The 15359-nt window shown below is 38.2% G+C and carries 13 protein-coding genes and 1 tRNA gene; 6 read left to right on the forward strand and 8 right to left on the reverse strand.

The window, feature by feature from the left end:
* The first annotated feature begins 109 nt into the window (after positions 1 to 109).
* The 5 genes from ACP5NR_RS04290 (at position 110) to ACP5NR_RS04310 (ending at position 6157) form a co-directional block, all read left to right on the forward strand.
* Positions 110 to 877 carry a DeoR/GlpR family DNA-binding transcription regulator gene (locus tag ACP5NR_RS04290; protein WP_428004640.1) on the forward strand — a complete coding sequence of 256 codons (768 nt, stop codon included), beginning with the start codon at positions 110 to 112 and terminating at the stop codon, positions 875 to 877.
* A 22-nt stretch (positions 878 to 899) separates the two neighbouring features.
* Positions 900 to 2267, forward strand: coding sequence for a sugar phosphate nucleotidyltransferase (locus ACP5NR_RS04295; RefSeq protein WP_428004641.1), 1368 nt, complete (start codon positions 900 to 902; stop codon positions 2265 to 2267).
* Between the two features lie 18 nt (positions 2268 to 2285).
* On the forward strand, positions 2286 to 3002 hold the full coding sequence (locus tag ACP5NR_RS04300; RefSeq protein WP_428004642.1) for a sugar isomerase domain-containing protein: 717 nt from the start codon (positions 2286 to 2288) through the stop codon (positions 3000 to 3002).
* A gap of 60 nt (positions 3003 to 3062) precedes the next feature.
* On the forward strand, positions 3063 to 4718 hold the full coding sequence (locus ACP5NR_RS04305; protein ID WP_428004643.1) for an ABC transporter substrate-binding protein: 1656 nt from the start codon (positions 3063 to 3065) through the stop codon (positions 4716 to 4718).
* 68 nt (positions 4719 to 4786) lie between these two features.
* The gene (locus tag ACP5NR_RS04310; RefSeq protein WP_428004644.1) at positions 4787 to 6157 is read left to right on the forward strand and encodes a protein O-GlcNAcase; all 1371 of its coding nucleotides are present in this window, start codon (positions 4787 to 4789) and stop codon (positions 6155 to 6157) included.
* A gap of 22 nt (positions 6158 to 6179) precedes the next feature.
* On the opposite strand, the gene ACP5NR_RS04315 is transcribed toward ACP5NR_RS04310, so the two are convergent.
* Genes ACP5NR_RS04315 through ACP5NR_RS04335 form a run of 5 tightly spaced genes read right to left on the reverse strand, consistent with a single transcriptional unit; the run spans position 6180 to position 12141 of the window.
* Positions 6180 to 6854, reverse strand: coding sequence for a ribonuclease HII (locus ACP5NR_RS04315; RefSeq protein ID WP_428004645.1), 675 nt, complete (start codon positions 6852 to 6854; stop codon positions 6180 to 6182).
* On the reverse strand, positions 6844 to 8826 hold the full coding sequence (gene uvrB / locus ACP5NR_RS04320; RefSeq protein WP_428004646.1) for an excinuclease ABC subunit UvrB: 1983 nt from the start codon (positions 8824 to 8826) through the stop codon (positions 6844 to 6846). Before uvrB ends, ACP5NR_RS04315 begins: the two co-directional genes overlap by 11 nt.
* A gap of 9 nt (positions 8827 to 8835) precedes the next feature.
* Entirely contained in the window at positions 8836 to 9249 is a 414-nt protein-coding gene (locus ACP5NR_RS04325; RefSeq protein WP_428006014.1) for a divergent PAP2 family protein, read from the reverse strand.
* Complete coding sequence (locus ACP5NR_RS04330) at positions 9246 to 10463, reverse strand: metallophosphoesterase (protein ID WP_428006015.1); 1218 nt, start codon at positions 10461 to 10463, stop codon at positions 9246 to 9248. Before ACP5NR_RS04330 ends, ACP5NR_RS04325 begins: the two co-directional genes overlap by 4 nt.
* A gap of 4 nt (positions 10464 to 10467) precedes the next feature.
* A complete protein-coding gene (locus ACP5NR_RS04335) occupies positions 10468 to 12141 on the reverse strand; it encodes a phospho-sugar mutase (protein WP_428004649.1) in 1674 nt (557 codons plus the stop codon).
* A gap of 61 nt (positions 12142 to 12202) precedes the next feature.
* Between ACP5NR_RS04335 and ACP5NR_RS04340 the strand changes: the two genes are divergently transcribed.
* Positions 12203 to 12277, forward strand: a tRNA-Val gene (locus ACP5NR_RS04340).
* 18 nt (positions 12278 to 12295) lie between these two features.
* On the opposite strand, the gene ACP5NR_RS04345 is transcribed toward ACP5NR_RS04340, so the two are convergent.
* The 3 genes from ACP5NR_RS04345 to ACP5NR_RS04355 are packed head-to-tail and all read right to left on the reverse strand — an operon-like array spanning position 12296 to position 15226.
* Positions 12296 to 12901, reverse strand: coding sequence for a hypothetical protein (locus ACP5NR_RS04345; RefSeq protein ID WP_428004650.1), 606 nt, complete (start codon positions 12899 to 12901; stop codon positions 12296 to 12298).
* A gap of 16 nt (positions 12902 to 12917) precedes the next feature.
* On the reverse strand, positions 12918 to 14315 hold the full coding sequence (locus ACP5NR_RS04350; RefSeq protein ID WP_428004651.1) for a glycosyltransferase: 1398 nt from the start codon (positions 14313 to 14315) through the stop codon (positions 12918 to 12920).
* The gene (locus ACP5NR_RS04355; protein WP_428004652.1) at positions 14312 to 15226 is read right to left on the reverse strand and encodes a carbohydrate kinase family protein; all 915 of its coding nucleotides are present in this window, start codon (positions 15224 to 15226) and stop codon (positions 14312 to 14314) included. Before ACP5NR_RS04355 ends, ACP5NR_RS04350 begins: the two co-directional genes overlap by 4 nt.
* Between the last annotated feature and the right edge of the window lie 133 nt (positions 15227 to 15359).

Genomic DNA, 15359 nt, shown 5'->3' on the forward strand with positions numbered 1-15359 from the left:
ATCTCTTAGATTATCTTCCGATATTTAACAAATTCCGTTGAATACGTTGCTTGATTTTATATGATTTATTATATATAATAAAATCAGAATAAATCAAACGGAGGAAATGATGTTAACAATAGAAAGGCAGCAAAGGATCATTGAATTGTTAAAAACAGAAAAATACATGCCGGTAAATGAATTATCCAAAAGAATAAATGTATCCATAGCAACGGTTAGAAGAGATCTAACAAGACTTGAAAATGAAGGAATTTTACTTAAAATTCGAGGGGGAGCGACTCTTAGCGATCGCAGTAGATCGGAAGTTTCATTTGAAAAACGCATGAATGTTAATACAAAAGAGAAAAAAATGATAGCCAAAAAAGCAATTGAATTTATCCAAGAAAATGACATTGTAATTTTAGACGCAGGAACGACAACTTTTTTCATTGCAAAAGAAATTATCAGTGCCAATATGAACGTTACAATAATAACGAACAGTTTGATGATTGCAAAGGAAACCGCAAATTATCCAGATTTTGATCTGATATTTATCGGTGGAAAATTTGATTGGAAGAACATGGCAACGATCGGATCAAGTGCTATAAAATTTGTTTCGGATTTAAGTGTTGACAAAGCGTTTATAGGTGCAAACGGCTTCGATGCAATTCATGGAGCGATGTCATTTGATGAAGATAACGCCGTCCTGAACAAGATGATGTCAAATGCAGTTAAACATGTTTTCATCGTTGCAGATCACTCCAAAATAGGTAAAAGTGCTGTTTTTACATCTGTACCAATTGAAAAGATAGATGTCTTAATAACAGACAGATCCATAGACAATAACATAATTGAAGCCTTTGCAAGTAAAAATGTAAGGGTTGAAATTGCTGAATAGAGTTTTCAAAGGAGGAAAGATCGTGAAAGTTATAATTTTGTCCGCAGGGACAGGTTCAAAAATGTGGCCATATTCTGATACAATGCCCAAAAGTACTATACCAATCGCGAACAAGCCATTGATTTCTATACTTGTCGATGAATTGGAAAAGATCGGAGAAAAAGAGATTTACGTCGTTACAGGGCGTTTCAAAGAAGACATAAGATATGCTTTGAACGGAAAGCATATAAAATTTATAGAACAAAGAACCCAACAAGGAACAGCCGAAGCGATTAACGAAGTAATAGAAATTATTGGAAAAGAAGACGATCTACTTATCTTGTATGGAGATATCCTAATTAGTCCTCAAGATTTGAAATTGTTCATAGAAGAAAGTATAAATTCAAGGCTTCTTGCGCTCGTTGAACCTTTTACACATGAAAGGCCACAAGATTGGATATGTGCGGATGTTAACGACGAAAAACAGATAATCTCGATAAAAGGTCATGCCAGAGAAGCAACGCACAGATTATGTGGTATCTATTTTGTTGGTAAAGAATTTCTTCCGTATATCGAAAAAACGCCGGCATTCATGAGAAGTGTACCTGTCGGAGGGATGCCGCCTGCAGAAATAGAACTTGCTCAAACTTTTCAAATGATGATTGAAGATGGATTAGAAGTAAAAGCCGTTGAGGTTAAAAACTTTTTTGTCGATCTCGATAAACCGTGGCATATACTTGAAGCAAACCGAAAATACATAAAATTTTTGACAGAATCAATTGATAAAGACGTAATTCCTTCATCTTCGTCAGTATCGAAAGAGGCTCACATTGAAGGGCACGTCGTACTTGGTGAAAATTCTCAAATAGGCCCGAGAGTTGTGGTAATGGGAAATTTAATTGTTGGGAAGAACACGACGATTACAAATGGTGCTGTATTCACAGGACCGGCAGTTGTTGGAGATGATTGCTTCATATACAACTATCCCCAAATTGGATCTTATTCTTCTATTGGCAATAAATGTCATATCGGACACTGTGCTGAAATAGAAGGAGTATTTTTTGAAGACGTTTATGTAGTTCATTACTCTGAACTTTACGGTGTTTTTGGATATTCTGTGGATATAGGTGCTGCAACTGTTTGCGGAACATTGAGATTTGATGATCTTGAAACCCAGCATAGAATTAAAGGTAGAAGAGAAAAACCTTTAACAGATGCAGATGCCACTTACATGGGGAATTTTTCGAGGACGGGAGTAAATGCTATAACCATGCCCGGCACAAAGATAGGATCGTACAGTTTGGTTGGACCAAGTGTGATAGTGTATGAAGATATACCTTCACATACGATGATACTTGCAAAGCAAGATTTAACCAAGAACCCTTGGGGACCTGAAAAATATGGATGGTAATAAAAGGAGATCGTTAAAATGAAATATTTGGATACGGTGATTGAAAGTCTTAAAAATGTTGACAAACAAAAAGAAAAATTTGAAGAAGCTATATCGATTATTGAATTTTCGCTTAAATCAAACGGACTTATTTATATCTTCGGAACAGGACATTCTCATATGTTAGCGGAAGAAATTTTTTACAGAGCCGGTGGATTAGCAAATGTTTATCCCATTTTGATTGATGAACTTATGCTTCACAGAAAAGCCTCTATATCTTCAGAAATTGAAAGAGTCGAAGGATACATAGGTGAAATTCTTAGCGGATACGATATATCTTCTTCTGATGTGTTTATAGTTATATCCAATTCCGGAATAAATGCCGTTCCGGTGGAAGCCGCATTGTATGCAAAATCAAAGAAATGCAAAGTGATAGCGATAACTTCTTTAAATCATTCTAAGAATTCGAAACCAAGAAACTCCAAAAATTTGCATCTTTACGACGTTGCAGACGTTGTTTTAGACAATTGTGCACCAAAGGGGGATGCGACTGTAGATGTGGGAGAGGGAAAAATGGGACCAATTTCAACGATAACAGGTGCTTTTATCCTTAACTCTTTGATAATTGGGACAACTGAAAAATTGAAAAAGGCGGGGGTTAACCTTCCAATTTTTTTGAGTGCTAATGTGGAAAATGGCGACGAAATAAACTCAAAAATCCTTAACGAATACAAAAGACGCGTGCCAATTTTATGAGTGAAAATTGCAAAAACAAGTATTTGTTTGTCCACAAATTTTACACGGGAGGTGCAGGTAATGAAAAAAGTAGGGATTTTAGTGGTTTTCTCTATCTTACTTTTAGGGGTATTCATGTTCAGCGAGAACATAAAATACGGCGGAGTTGTGAATATAGGTGGAAGTGCTCCAGATAGCGTGGCTGCTAACTTTAATCCTTTCTCTCCAAACGCAGATCAAGTTCTCGGCTTTGTGTATGAACCTTTGATGTATGTGAATTCTTTGAATGGAGTTATAACACCTATGCTTGCCACCTCATACAATTGGGAAGACAACAATCTTAAAATGGTTGTGACGATTCGAAAAGATGTTAAATGGAATGACGGCGTACCATTTACACCTGAAGATGTGACCTTTACGTTTAATCTGCTAAAATCATATCCAGCCTTTGATACGTTCGGAGTATGGTCATCTGGCCTTCAAAGTGTAGAAGCAAGCGGAGATAACGTGATATTTACCTTCTCAAAGCCAAATGTGCCTATGTACTATTTCATACTGCGACAATTCATAGTACCGGCACATATTTGGTCTAAAATTAAAGATCCTACAACTTTTGTGAATGCGGATAATCCGGTAGGGACAGGACCATTTTTGAGAACGAGTTACGATGTTGCAAACAACACTGAATACTTCTCAAAAAATCCTAATTACTGGTGGAATGGTAGGCCTTACATTGACGGAATAAGAGTGATAGGCGCGGCTGACGATCAGACAGCATTTTTGCAATTGCTTAAGGGAGAACTTGACATGGTCGATGATACTCCTGCTAATCCTCTTCAAACATGGGTCGCAAAAGATCCACAAAATAATCTTATGTTCTGGCCGGTAAGTTATACAAATATTTTAGTTACAAATGATGCAAAAGCGCCATTCGATAATGCCACTTTCAGAAAGGCCATTTCTTTAGCAATAGACAAAAAATTGCTTGAAGATAGAGCATACTGGGGAACCGGTGGATACGATATAAGCCAGACCCAGATACCACCTATTCAGAGATCTGAATGGTATGATACAAGTTTAGCCTCAGAAGATGCCTATCTTAACAGTTACAATCCTACAGAGGCGCAAAAACTTCTTGAATCTATAGGATACAAGAAAAACAATGCCGGTGTGCTTGTTGGCCCAGACGGAAAAACATTGCCAACTTTTGGCATACTTGTTGGAGCCGGATGGACAGATTACATAACGATGGCACAAAACATCTCTTACGAACTTAAAGCAATAGGAATAAATACCAATATAATCCAGCAAGGATGGAATACTTATATATCATCACTTGAAACAGGGAACTTTGATATGGCAATAACATGGTCAACTTCCGGCGTACCTTCGCCTTATTACAACTATTATGCACAATTTGCTCCTGTGTTTTCTGCACCACTTGGACAGTCTGCTATATCTGACTATTCAAGGTATACTAATCCTACCATAACAAAAGCACTTGAAGATTTCGCAAATTCATCTGACCTGACAGTTCAAAAGCAGGCAATGTACACGGTAGAAAAGATTATACTTGAAGATTTACCGGTTATTGTGCTTACAAATAGAACCGGCTTCGATCTTTACAGTCAAAAAACCTTCGTCGGCTGGCCAACTATTGAAAATCCATATTGTAACGGCATGAACAACACTTCAATGGGTTTAGAAATAGTCATGCTAAATATTCATTTAAAATGAAATACATCCAAGGTAAGAGGAACTGAAAAGTTCCTCTTACTTTATAAAAAATCAATGGAGGGAGAAAAATGAAATTCACAGGAATAGTTGAGGGATTTTATGGCAAACCTTGGTCAAGAGATTCAAGAATTGATATGATGAAATTTCTTGGTAACCATGGATATAATCTTTACGTTTACGCTCCAAAGGGTGATCCTTTTCATAGGGCTAAATGGAGAGAACCTTATCCCCAGAATATGTTAAATGATTTCAAAGAATTGGTAAATGTTGGAAATAACGCAAACGTTGAATTTAGCATTGCTTTAAGTCCCGGCCTTTCATTAGTTTATTCAAAACCAAAAGAAGTGGATTTATTTGTCGAAAAAATGCTTTCATTTTATGATATAGGAATTAGAATTTTTGGCTTGTTTTTTGATGACATACCTCAAATGCTTCAAAACGATCGTGATATTCGAAAATTTCCAGATCTTGTTCATGCTCAAATTCATTTTGCACATGAGGTTTACAAAAAATTGGAACTTAAAGTTCCAGATTTGAAACTTATGTTATGTCCCACAATATATCATGGTGATGGAAGATCGGATTATGTTCAAGCACTTGGAAAAGAACTTGATCAAAAAATTTACATCTTATGGACAGGTCCACAAATTTGTTCTGAAAATATAACGACGAAAGATGCCATTTCAATTGAAAATATTTTGAAAAGAAAGCCAATTTACTGGGATAATTATCCTGTCAACGATTTGCATATGGCAAGTGAGTTACACATAGGCCCTTACATGAATAGAGAACCAGGTGTTTTGGATCATGCCTCCGGCTTTATTCTTAATCCTATGATTCAAATGGAACCTTCAAAGATACCTCTTGTAACTGCTTCTTACTTTTTCAAAGATCCTTACAATTACAATCACAAAAAGGCGTTTGAAAAGGCTGTATCGGAATTTGTTTCGAAAAAAATAAGGAATGCATTTTATCATTTTTCTTCTTACAACGTCGTTAGTCCCCTTCATCCTGCAGAGTCTTTACACGCAAAATTGCTGATAAATAGATTTGAAAAGTTTTATTCTGAAGAAAAATTTGCAGATTTATTATCTTCTATCAAAAAAGAATCCGAAGAAATAAAAATATATTCAGATATATTGATCATGATGATGCCTGATATTAAATTCTTTCAAGAAATAATACCATGGATTAAAGAATACGAAGAATGGGGAGAAACACTTTCAGATTTAGAAGAGGCAATTCAAATTTTACAAGAGTTTTTTGAGAAAGAAAATCTTCAAAAGGAATTACTTTTGAAGGTTGCGGAATCAATTGAAAAAGTAAGAAAAGACGTTAGAAAATTTGCCGATCATAAAACTGCAATTTTTACAAGAGAGATGAGAAATTTCGTTTATGAAACTTTAATCAAGATGTCGGTGATGTCAGGCGTAAATTAGACATTGGTGCAAAGAGAGCACGTCACTTACACCACATGCTGTGCGTGTACATTTTTCTTAACCTATCTTCTGAAAGTTTACCTTCAAAGATCCATTTCTCTATTTTCGAAGGTTCTATGGATTTAAGAACGGGAAGATATGTAAGTCTATGAAAGATAGTCGGGCCTGACTTTCCGAGGGCAGTCATGTGTTTTTTAGTTCCATAACCAACGTTATGAATGAAATCGTATCCTTCAAAAAATATGTCCAATTTTCTCATGATGTTGTCTCTGTAAACTTTTGCAATTATGGATGCAGCGCCAATCGATGCGCTTTTAGCGTCTCCTTTGACTATACATTCATGATCGAAATTCAATCCCATTTCAAGGCCATCGACGATGGCAAAAGCCTTTATGCCTAAATTTTTATACGCTCTTTCCATCGCCATTCTTGTTGCGCCGATTACGTTGTGAATGTCAACTTCGGTCGGAGTGGCAATTCCAAAAGCAAATTGAGAATTGAGGATGATCTCTTCTGACAGATATTCACGTTGTTTTCTCGTCAATTTTTTCGAATCATCGATTCCTTCTATGAACTTGTTTAAGATTACGGCAGCGACAACCACAGGGCCGGCCAATGCACCGCGCCCCACTTCATCTATGCCGATTATTTGACCGTATTGCAGTATGTATCTCGCATCAAATGCTTTATTTGCCATTTTTTACACGCCTTATCTCATCTCTGTAAAAAGCGGCTTCCTCGAATCTCCAATCGTCTGCGGCCTCTCTCATCTTCTCGGACAAAATTTCGATGTACTCGTCTGTGCCGATGTTTTCTTTAAGTGTGATAACTTCTTTGACATCATCGCCAACATTTTGATAGGTTTTCTTATCTTCGGTTTGAAGTCCCATGAAGAATTCATCTATTTCTTTCTGAATCGTTTCAGGTTTCAAATTATGCTCAAGATTGTAGGCCACTTGTTTTTGCCTTCTTCGACTCGCTTCTTCAATTGCGTTTTTCATCGAATCAGTAACGGTATCGGCGTAAAGTATTATCTTTCCGTTTATATTTCTTGAGGCCCTACCCATAGTTTGAATAAGAGATGTTGTAGACCTCAAAAAGCCTTCTTTGTCCGCATCAAGTATGGCAACCAAAGATACTTCCGGAAGATCGAGGCCTTCTCTCAAGAGGTTAACGCCCACGATGGCGTCTATCTCTCCTTTTCTTAATCTCGTCAGGACCTTCATTCTTTCGATGGTATCGAGATCGGAATGAAGATACTCGGATTTGTATCCCATTTCAACCAAATAAGCGCTGAGTTTTTCAGACATGTCTTTCGTAAGAGTCACAACGAGTGCCCTTTCACCGCGCTTTTTTAAGATTTCCATCTCGTTTATGAGATCGTCTATTTGATTTATCGTCGGCTTTATGACAACTTCAGGATCGACAAGGCCGGTTGGTCTTACTATTTGTTCGGCAATTCTCAAAGATACTTTTCGTTCATAAGGACCCGGGGTCGCGGATACAAAGACGACTTGGGGAGCCCTTTCGAGAAATTCCTCAAACTTCAGAGGTCTGTTGTCAAATGCACTTGGCAATCTAAAACCATATTCCACAAGACTTTCTTTTCTACTCCTGTCTCCCCTTACCATACCCATAAGTTGCGGCACGCCAATGTGGGATTCATCCATGAAAACTATTAAATCTTTACCGAAATAATCCATCAAAGTCCATGGCGGTTCGCCGGCTTTTTTACCGCTGAAATGTCTTGAATAATTTTCTATGCCGTTGCAATATCCCATGGTTTGGAGCATTTCTATATCGTAATTCGTTCTTTGCTTGAGTCTTTCGGCTTCGAGCAATTTGCCCTGATTTTCAAACTCTTTGAGTCTCATGTTGAGTTCTTCTCTTATTGGTTTGATGGCATTTTCTATGTTTTTTTGATCTGTCGTGAATTCACGTGCCGGATAAAATATTATCCTGTCTATCTGATCAAGTGGCTTTCTGCTGACCGGATCGATAATTAAAATTTTTTCAACTTCATCGTCAAAAAATTCTATACGAACGGCATTTTCTTCGTAAGGAGGATGTACTTCAAGTATCTCTCCATGCAATCTGAAGGTACCGGGATCCGTTTCCGCATCCGACCTTTTGTATTGCATTGAAGATAACCTTTTGAGGAGATACCTTCTGTCTAAACTTTTACCCCTTTCAACGGAAAGGTTGATGTCGCGGAAATCCTTAGGATCTCCGGATGCGTATATGCATGAAACGCTCGCCACCACGATGACATCTTTTCGAGTTACGACGGATTTCATCGCAGACAGTCTCATTCTTTCTATTTCTTCGTTTATATCGGCCTCTTTTTCTATGTAAACATCTTTGGATGGAATGTAAGCCTCTGGCCTGTAATAATCGTAGTAACTCACAAAAAATTCAACCCTGTTGTAAGGGAAAAACCCTTTGAATTCTCGATACAACTGTGCTGCCAGAGTCTTATTTGGAGAGATAACCAGCGCCGGTCTTTTTATCTTTTCTATAACGCTTGCCATGGTGAATGTCTTGCCGGATCCGGTAACGCCGAGAAGTGTTAGAAATCTTTCTCCCTTTTCTATGCCCTCCACAAGCGAATTTATGGCTTCAGGCTGATCACCTTTCGGTTTTAGTTTTGTAACAAGTTCAAAATCCATTGAATCACCTCATATCAAAAGGCCTATGACGGCGCCCACCGCTATGCCAACGAGCACTTCTGACAATTTATGGCCGGCTTTGGAATTGAAATGTCCTCCCGTTATCTCTTCAAGGACTTCGGCATGATGACCCACCTCGCGCCTCAAATGAAGTGCGTCTGTCACGACGATGATGGCAACTATAAAAGAAATACCAAAGGCTGGACTTGAAAAGCCGATTCCTTTACCGATGGCGAAGGTTATGCCGGCTATCGTTGCCGAGTGAGCGCTCGGCATACCCCCTGTTGAACCGAATAATCTGAGATCGAATTTTTTTTCTTTGAAAAACGTTATAATTATCTTGATGATTTGGGCTGTAATCCATGAAATCACGGCTGCCCATATGTAAATGTTGGAAAAAAAATCCACGATCGCTTTTATCAATTCAAAACCACCCTGCTGACAAGATGTGTCTCGACTACCGATTCACCTTTATTTGTTTCGATCACGGCGTAATTCAATTCTATCTTCTTGTGAAAAATCAACTGTCCCCATTTCCCACGAGATTTTTCCACAAGAGGTCTCCATGTACCCGTGTTAACGTAGTACCTTGCTCCCTGCGGAGTTGGAATGACGTAAAATCCAGGAAGATGGTTATGACCGAAAAGAACAACTTTAAGTTTGGAGTAATCTATTTGTGGCAATGCTTTTGAATAACCAGCCACGTCTTTTTCACCTATTCTCCATTGAGGCATGTTGTATGAATTTAGAATTTTTTCGGCTTTTGATTTCAGGTAATTTGTGCCTCTGAATCTTTGAATTTCATCGCCCCACCTTGTTATTTTTCTTCCCATCTGGAAAAAAATCGAATTTCTGAAGAAAAATTCTCCGAATCCATAAGCCCTTGGAAACCGGCTTTTTATCCATCTGTCAAACTCTTGAGTGTTAAAGATCTTTAAAAAACTTTTCACCCATTCTCCAACCAGATCAACGGGTATTTTGTAAACGGAATTTATGTATTCAAGCCAGTCCACGGCATCCATCGTAGGTCTTACGTTATCGTAATCTCTTACAATTTCCGTAGGTAGGTGGACTGACTTAAGCATAGGTTCAAAACTACTCATCGTGTAACGCGTGACGTAATCTCCCAGTGGAGGAATAAGGTCGCCGTTTTTCCCAATCGTAAAAGAATACATGAGATCATGCTGACTTCCATGCTGGGCAAAAATTCCGTTTTCTTCATCGTAAAAATGCGGAATGATCTCGAAATTATCCGAATTCATGAAATCCGTGAATGCCTTTCTTAACTCATCGTTGACGAGTAGGTAATAATCATGATTGCCGACGATGTAATGTATTTTGTTTGTCCTTGCAAGAGATCTCAAGAATTCGAAAACCGATTTATGCCTGTTTATTATCGATTCAACCGCATCTTTGTCCACAGATTTGCATATCTGATCGAAATTGACCAGGCCAATTTTCCTAACAGATTCGCCTTCAAGAATTTCAAGTCCGTCTCCTATTATGACTATTTCATATTTTTCATCCACATCTTTGAGTTGATTCAACAACCTAACCAATTCCAAATCATAAACAAAATCATCATTTGCCGCGCCATCGCCGATGTGCAAATCACTTAAAAAAAGTTTAAGACTCATCTTATCACTCTATTGAATTCAAAAATTCAGAAAATTCCGTTTTCACTTTTTCGAGGAGCGCTTTAGCACTCGCAAGGTTTTCCATGTTCATTATCATGAAATAAAATTTCACCTTCGGTTCTGTTCCAGAAGGCCTTCCGTATATGGTCAGTCTATCTCCAAATTCCATTTTTAAAACATCAGATGGTGGGAGATGGTCATGTCCTTTTGAATAATCTACTATATTTGTTAATTTGTAACCCCCAAGTGTTTTTATGGGATTTTCTCTTAATTTTTTCATTATGCCTTCTATTTTTGCAACGCCTGCCTCTCCTTCGAAAACAGGTGAAAGTTGATCCTCAAGGTAATAACCGTATTTTTTGTAGAGTTCTTCGATGGCATCCACAAGGGTCATGTCCTTTTGCTTGTAATAAGTCGCCATTTCACATGTTATCATTATCGGCGTACCGGAATCCTTGTCGTATATGAAGTCTCCTACGTTGTATCCATAACTTTCTTCGTAAGCGAAAAAAACGTTTTTCCCCTTGGATCTCAGATCGTCCGCTTCGTTACATATCCATTTGAATCCCGTCAAAACTTCGTTGACTTCAACGTTGAAAGACTTTGCTATCTTGGCAAACAGTTTGGATGAAACTATCGACTCTATCACCACTGGATTTTTAGGCATTCCTTTTTTTGAATACATCTCAAGTATGAAATTCAAGAGCAGAGCTCCTATCTGATTTCCATTTACCCTGACATAATTTCCGTCATGCTTTACCATAACTCCCATACGATCTGCATCCGGATCTGAGGCAACGATTATGTCTGATCCAAGTTTTTTGGCGTCTGCTATGGATAATTTGAATGCCTCGTCAAATTCGGGATTTGGATAATTGACGGTTGGAAAAGCGCCATCCGGAATACTCTGTTCCTTTTGAGAGTAAAAGTCAAAGCCATCTCTTTGAAGTAAAATGGGCACTATCTTTATTCCCGTGCCGTGCAAAGGGGTATAGACGATCTTCAATGCTTTTGAATGAATCCCGAAAGAATAAGAAAGAGCTTTTTTGAAATATGCCTCATCTACTTCCTTGCCTATCATAACAACAAGTGATTTTTTCTTGGCATCTTCTATGGGCATACTTTTTATTTCACCAAAAGATTTTATCGCTTCGTATTCCTTTATGATCCCCTCATCGTGAGGAGGAATTACCTGTGCTCCGTTTGACCAGTAAGCTTTATAGCCGTTGTATTGTGGGGGGTTATGACTTGCCGTGATCATTATGCCGGCAGTTGCTTTGAAATATCTCACGGCAAATGACAAAACGGGGGTTGGCCTGAAATCGTCGAAAAGATAAACTTTTATACCATTTTGAGCAAGAATTTCGGCCGATTCAATTGCAAAATCCTTCGAAAAATGTCTTGTATCGTAGGAAATGGCAACGCTTTTATCTGACTTCACTGTTTTGTTGACGTAATTGGCAAGCGCCTGTGTTGCCCTGCCGACCGTGTAAAAATTCATTCTATTTGCACCAAGACCCATCACGCCGCGCATTCCTCCAGTACCAAATTCGAGGTCTTTGTAAAACGCATCCTGCAATTCTGCTTGATCCGTATTTTTGAGCGTATCTTTATCTTTCTGCGAAATTGATGGATCGTTTAACCATAACTGGTATCTCGTCATTGCTTCTTTATCCATTTGTCATCTCACCTTTCCTTGACATATTTACCTATCATATTGTACAATAAAAAAGTTAAAAGGGTGTGTAGCTCAGAGGGAGAGCGCTTCCCTCACACGGAAGAGGCCACAGGTTCGATCCCTGTCACACCCACCAAAGACCGCGAAAGCGGTTTCATTTTTGGTTTTCCATTATATGCATGTAAGTGTTTGCCGTCCAAACAACGTAAAAGAAAATCGCAAGATAAATGCCTGCGTAAGGTACAAGTGTTAACAAAGCAGTTCCTATGATGAGGATAAAGGCATAAGCCGATCTTATTCCTCGAAAGATAAAAGAAAGATTCCATTCGAATCCTCCATACAGATCGCATGCATTCGATGTTACAAACCAATTTGGAATGTAAAGTATCAAAAGTAGCATTATAAGACCCACTATAACGTTAATTTCAAAGCCTACCATGAGAAAAAAAGCCATAAAGATGGAGAAGGCAAAAAAGTTAAAAAACATCCTTGAATCTTTTTTTCCAAATTTTTTATTCTCCATCATCATAGATGTCGTTATTCCGACGGCAAGAATTGCCAGAGCCCATTCTATAACTCCAAATATGAAAGATAGCATCAAAATGGAAAAGAAATTTCCAAATCTCACGTCTCCTCTTAAACCGTACAAGATCAAATTGAAAATTAAAGTTATCAAAAGCACACCAAAAACGGGAGCCAAAACAAAAGGTTTTACTCTGATCCTCTCAACAACATCCGTGAATCCTTTCAGAAAATCCATAGAAACCCCCTTTCAGTTATATCAACAATTTTGGGAAATCAGATCCGCTGTAAAAACAATTCGGAATATCAAAATCTTTATACTCAAATTGCTTTTTATCTATATTTTCAAGATATCTCTTGGCAGTAGATTCCCATGTGTAAGTTGATAAAACTCTTTTTATTCCATTTACTCTGACCTGATCGTAAAAATCAGGATCGATCAATTTTTCCGTTTTAACGCGTATATCTTCTATATCCTGAGGATCGACTATCAATCCTTCCATGAATTTTTCTCTTATTATATCAACAGGTCCACCATTTTTGGTCGCTACAACAGGGAGACCACACGCCATTGCCTCTATTATGGCAAGACCGAAAGGTTCGTAAAGCGCAACGCTTTCAAAAACAGATCGCGACTCCGATGCAACTCTGTAAAGTGCAGCGAGATCTTTTTGATTTCGTATATCCAAAAAATGCACTTTATCTTTGAGATGGTTTTGAAACACAAAATCAAGAATTTCTTTTATCACCGGCTGATCGTATTTTTCAGCATTTTCATACACATTTTCAAATCCATTGGTCACGATCAAAAGATCAAATTTGTCCTTCAACATTTTACTTGAGGCATATGCTTTAAGCACCGAAATGTGATTTTTTTTCGGATCAAGCCTGCTTGAAAGGATCAAAAGGGATTTAACTTTTTTGACTGTCTTCTCGAGTTTTTCTCTTACGATTTGTTCGTTTCCGTCTTTTTCTGTTTTGAAAATCCTCGTGTTTACGCCGGGAGGAATAACTTTGAATTTATCATCATCGACGCTTACGAATTTATTGTAAAGTTTGTGGCCGTATTGATCAAACCTCTCCATTTTTGTGCTGACAACGTTGAAAGATGAACACTTCATCGATGTCCCTTCGGCAAGAATCCTTGCGGAAAAATTGTAGATTTCATCTAATTGAACGAAGTTTTGAGAATTTACGCCCAATTTGTCCATCTTTTGGGCACCAAGCGAATGTGCTGTAAAGGAAAATGGAACTTTGAGATATTTAGCAAGCATTGCACCGGAAATTCCACCATCACCGTAATGGGTTGTTATGAAATTTATTTTTTCCTTTGCGTAAAATTCGGCCATGTTTTTTGAAAATTCTCCGAGGTACGTCCAGAGTTTTTCTTTTGGTAAAAATGATTTCGGACCAAAATCAAGCCTCACGATCCTCACGTTGCTGTCAGAATATCCATCGAATTTTGAAGAAAACTCAGGCCAATTCGGATCTTCTATCCTCCTTGTCGCTATATCAACGTCTATTCCAAGTTTATTCATTGCCGTTGCAACTTCCTTTACATAGACAAGTTGACCTCCAAAATCCGGATGGGATGACAATTTGCTGTCTTTTGAATCGAAATTTCCTTGAGGATTTACAAAGATGACCTTCATGATAAAAATTCCTTTTTTATGAATTCTTTGTCTATTCTTTCATCAATTCCAAATCTTTCAACACGAAAAGCGGCAACTGCACTTCCAAACTGGGCCGCTTCGAAAATGTCTCCGCCGTTCGTCAAAACGTAATACATGCCTGACCAAAAACCATCGCCAGCCCCGGTTGTATCAACCACGTGCCTTGCAAGAGAATTAAACCTTTTCAATCTTTTGCCATCCGAAACAACAGCGCCGTCTTTGCCCAAAGTTAAAACGACATTTTTAACCCCATATGCGTGAAATTTTTTCACGTATGCCATTTCGTCCATCGATCCGAATATGTGAAAGGCATCATCCTCTGAAGGTTTAGATAGAAAAACATCAGCCAGCATTTTTTTCACAAACCTCGATCCATCCCCGCCGTTCTCCCACAAGACTTTTCTGTAATTGGGATCAAAACATATCTTGACGTTTTTTTCATGCGCGTATTCGATCATGTCAAGGATAGTTTTTCTTGATTTTCTGTGTGAGATTGGCCAACTGCTGAAATGAAAAAATTCTACCCCATCAAAAAGAGAAAGTTCCGGCATTTCAATTGATGTATCCGCACCTCTTAAAGGAATGAATTGAGGCGTCAATTTAGATTTTGAGACTATGACAAAGGTAGTAGGTTTTGTTGGATCCGTTTGAATGTACTTTGTTTCTAAACCTCTCTTTTTTGCGTTATCAACAAGGGCTTTACCCATCGGGTCGTTACCAATCCTCGAGACTAAAGTGGCTTTCACACCCAGGTCGGAAAGATTAACCGCGATATTCGCGGGCGACCCCCCGAAATGTCTCTCAAATTTATCTGCCCAACCAAGATCATCAACATATTCCTGCGAAACCATGTCGATGAGCATCTCGCCAACTATTAACACTTTTGACATTCATCTCTCCTCCCAGCGATATTTTATCATATCATTTACTGATCACCGCCCGTATTATTCAACTTGTGATATATTTGCATTCAGCAACACATCCCAGACGTACATCTTCTCGCTCTATCAATCTGCCGGATGC

Origin of the sequence: Athalassotoga sp., from assembly GCF_049965695.1 — a bacterium.
Taxonomy (GTDB): domain Bacteria; phylum Thermotogota; class Thermotogae; order Mesoaciditogales; family Mesoaciditogaceae; genus Athalassotoga.

Bases quoted from the DNA above. Each gene is read 5' to 3' on its own strand.
- ACP5NR_RS04345 (WP_428004650.1), bottom strand. From the start codon at position 12,901: ATGGATTTTCTGAAAGGATTCACGGATGTTGTTGAGAGGATCAGAGTA.
- ACP5NR_RS04355 (WP_428004652.1), bottom strand. From the start codon at position 15,226: ATGTCAAAAGTGTTAATAGTTGGCGAGATGCTCATCGACATGGTTTCG.
- ACP5NR_RS04330 (WP_428006015.1), bottom strand. From the start codon at position 10,463: ATGAGTCTTAAACTTTTTTTAAGTGATTTGCACATCGGCGATGGCGCG.
- ACP5NR_RS04335 (WP_428004649.1), bottom strand. From the start codon at position 12,141: ATGGATAAAGAAGCAATGACGAGATACCAGTTATGGTTAAACGATCCA.
- ACP5NR_RS04300 (WP_428004642.1), top strand. From the start codon at position 2,286: ATGAAATATTTGGATACGGTGATTGAAAGTCTTAAAAATGTTGACAAA.
- ACP5NR_RS04310 (WP_428004644.1), top strand. From the start codon at position 4,787: ATGAAATTCACAGGAATAGTTGAGGGATTTTATGGCAAACCTTGGTCA.
- ACP5NR_RS04350 (WP_428004651.1), bottom strand. From the start codon at position 14,315: ATGAAGGTCATCTTTGTAAATCCTCAAGGAAATTTCGATTCAAAAGAC.
- uvrB (WP_428004646.1), bottom strand. From the start codon at position 8,826: ATGGATTTTGAACTTGTTACAAAACTAAAACCGAAAGGTGATCAGCCT.
- ACP5NR_RS04315 (WP_428004645.1), bottom strand. From the start codon at position 6,854: ATGGCAAATAAAGCATTTGATGCGAGATACATACTGCAATACGGTCAA.
- ACP5NR_RS04290 (WP_428004640.1), top strand. From the start codon at position 110: ATGTTAACAATAGAAAGGCAGCAAAGGATCATTGAATTGTTAAAAACA.
- ACP5NR_RS04305 (WP_428004643.1), top strand. From the start codon at position 3,063: ATGAAAAAAGTAGGGATTTTAGTGGTTTTCTCTATCTTACTTTTAGGG.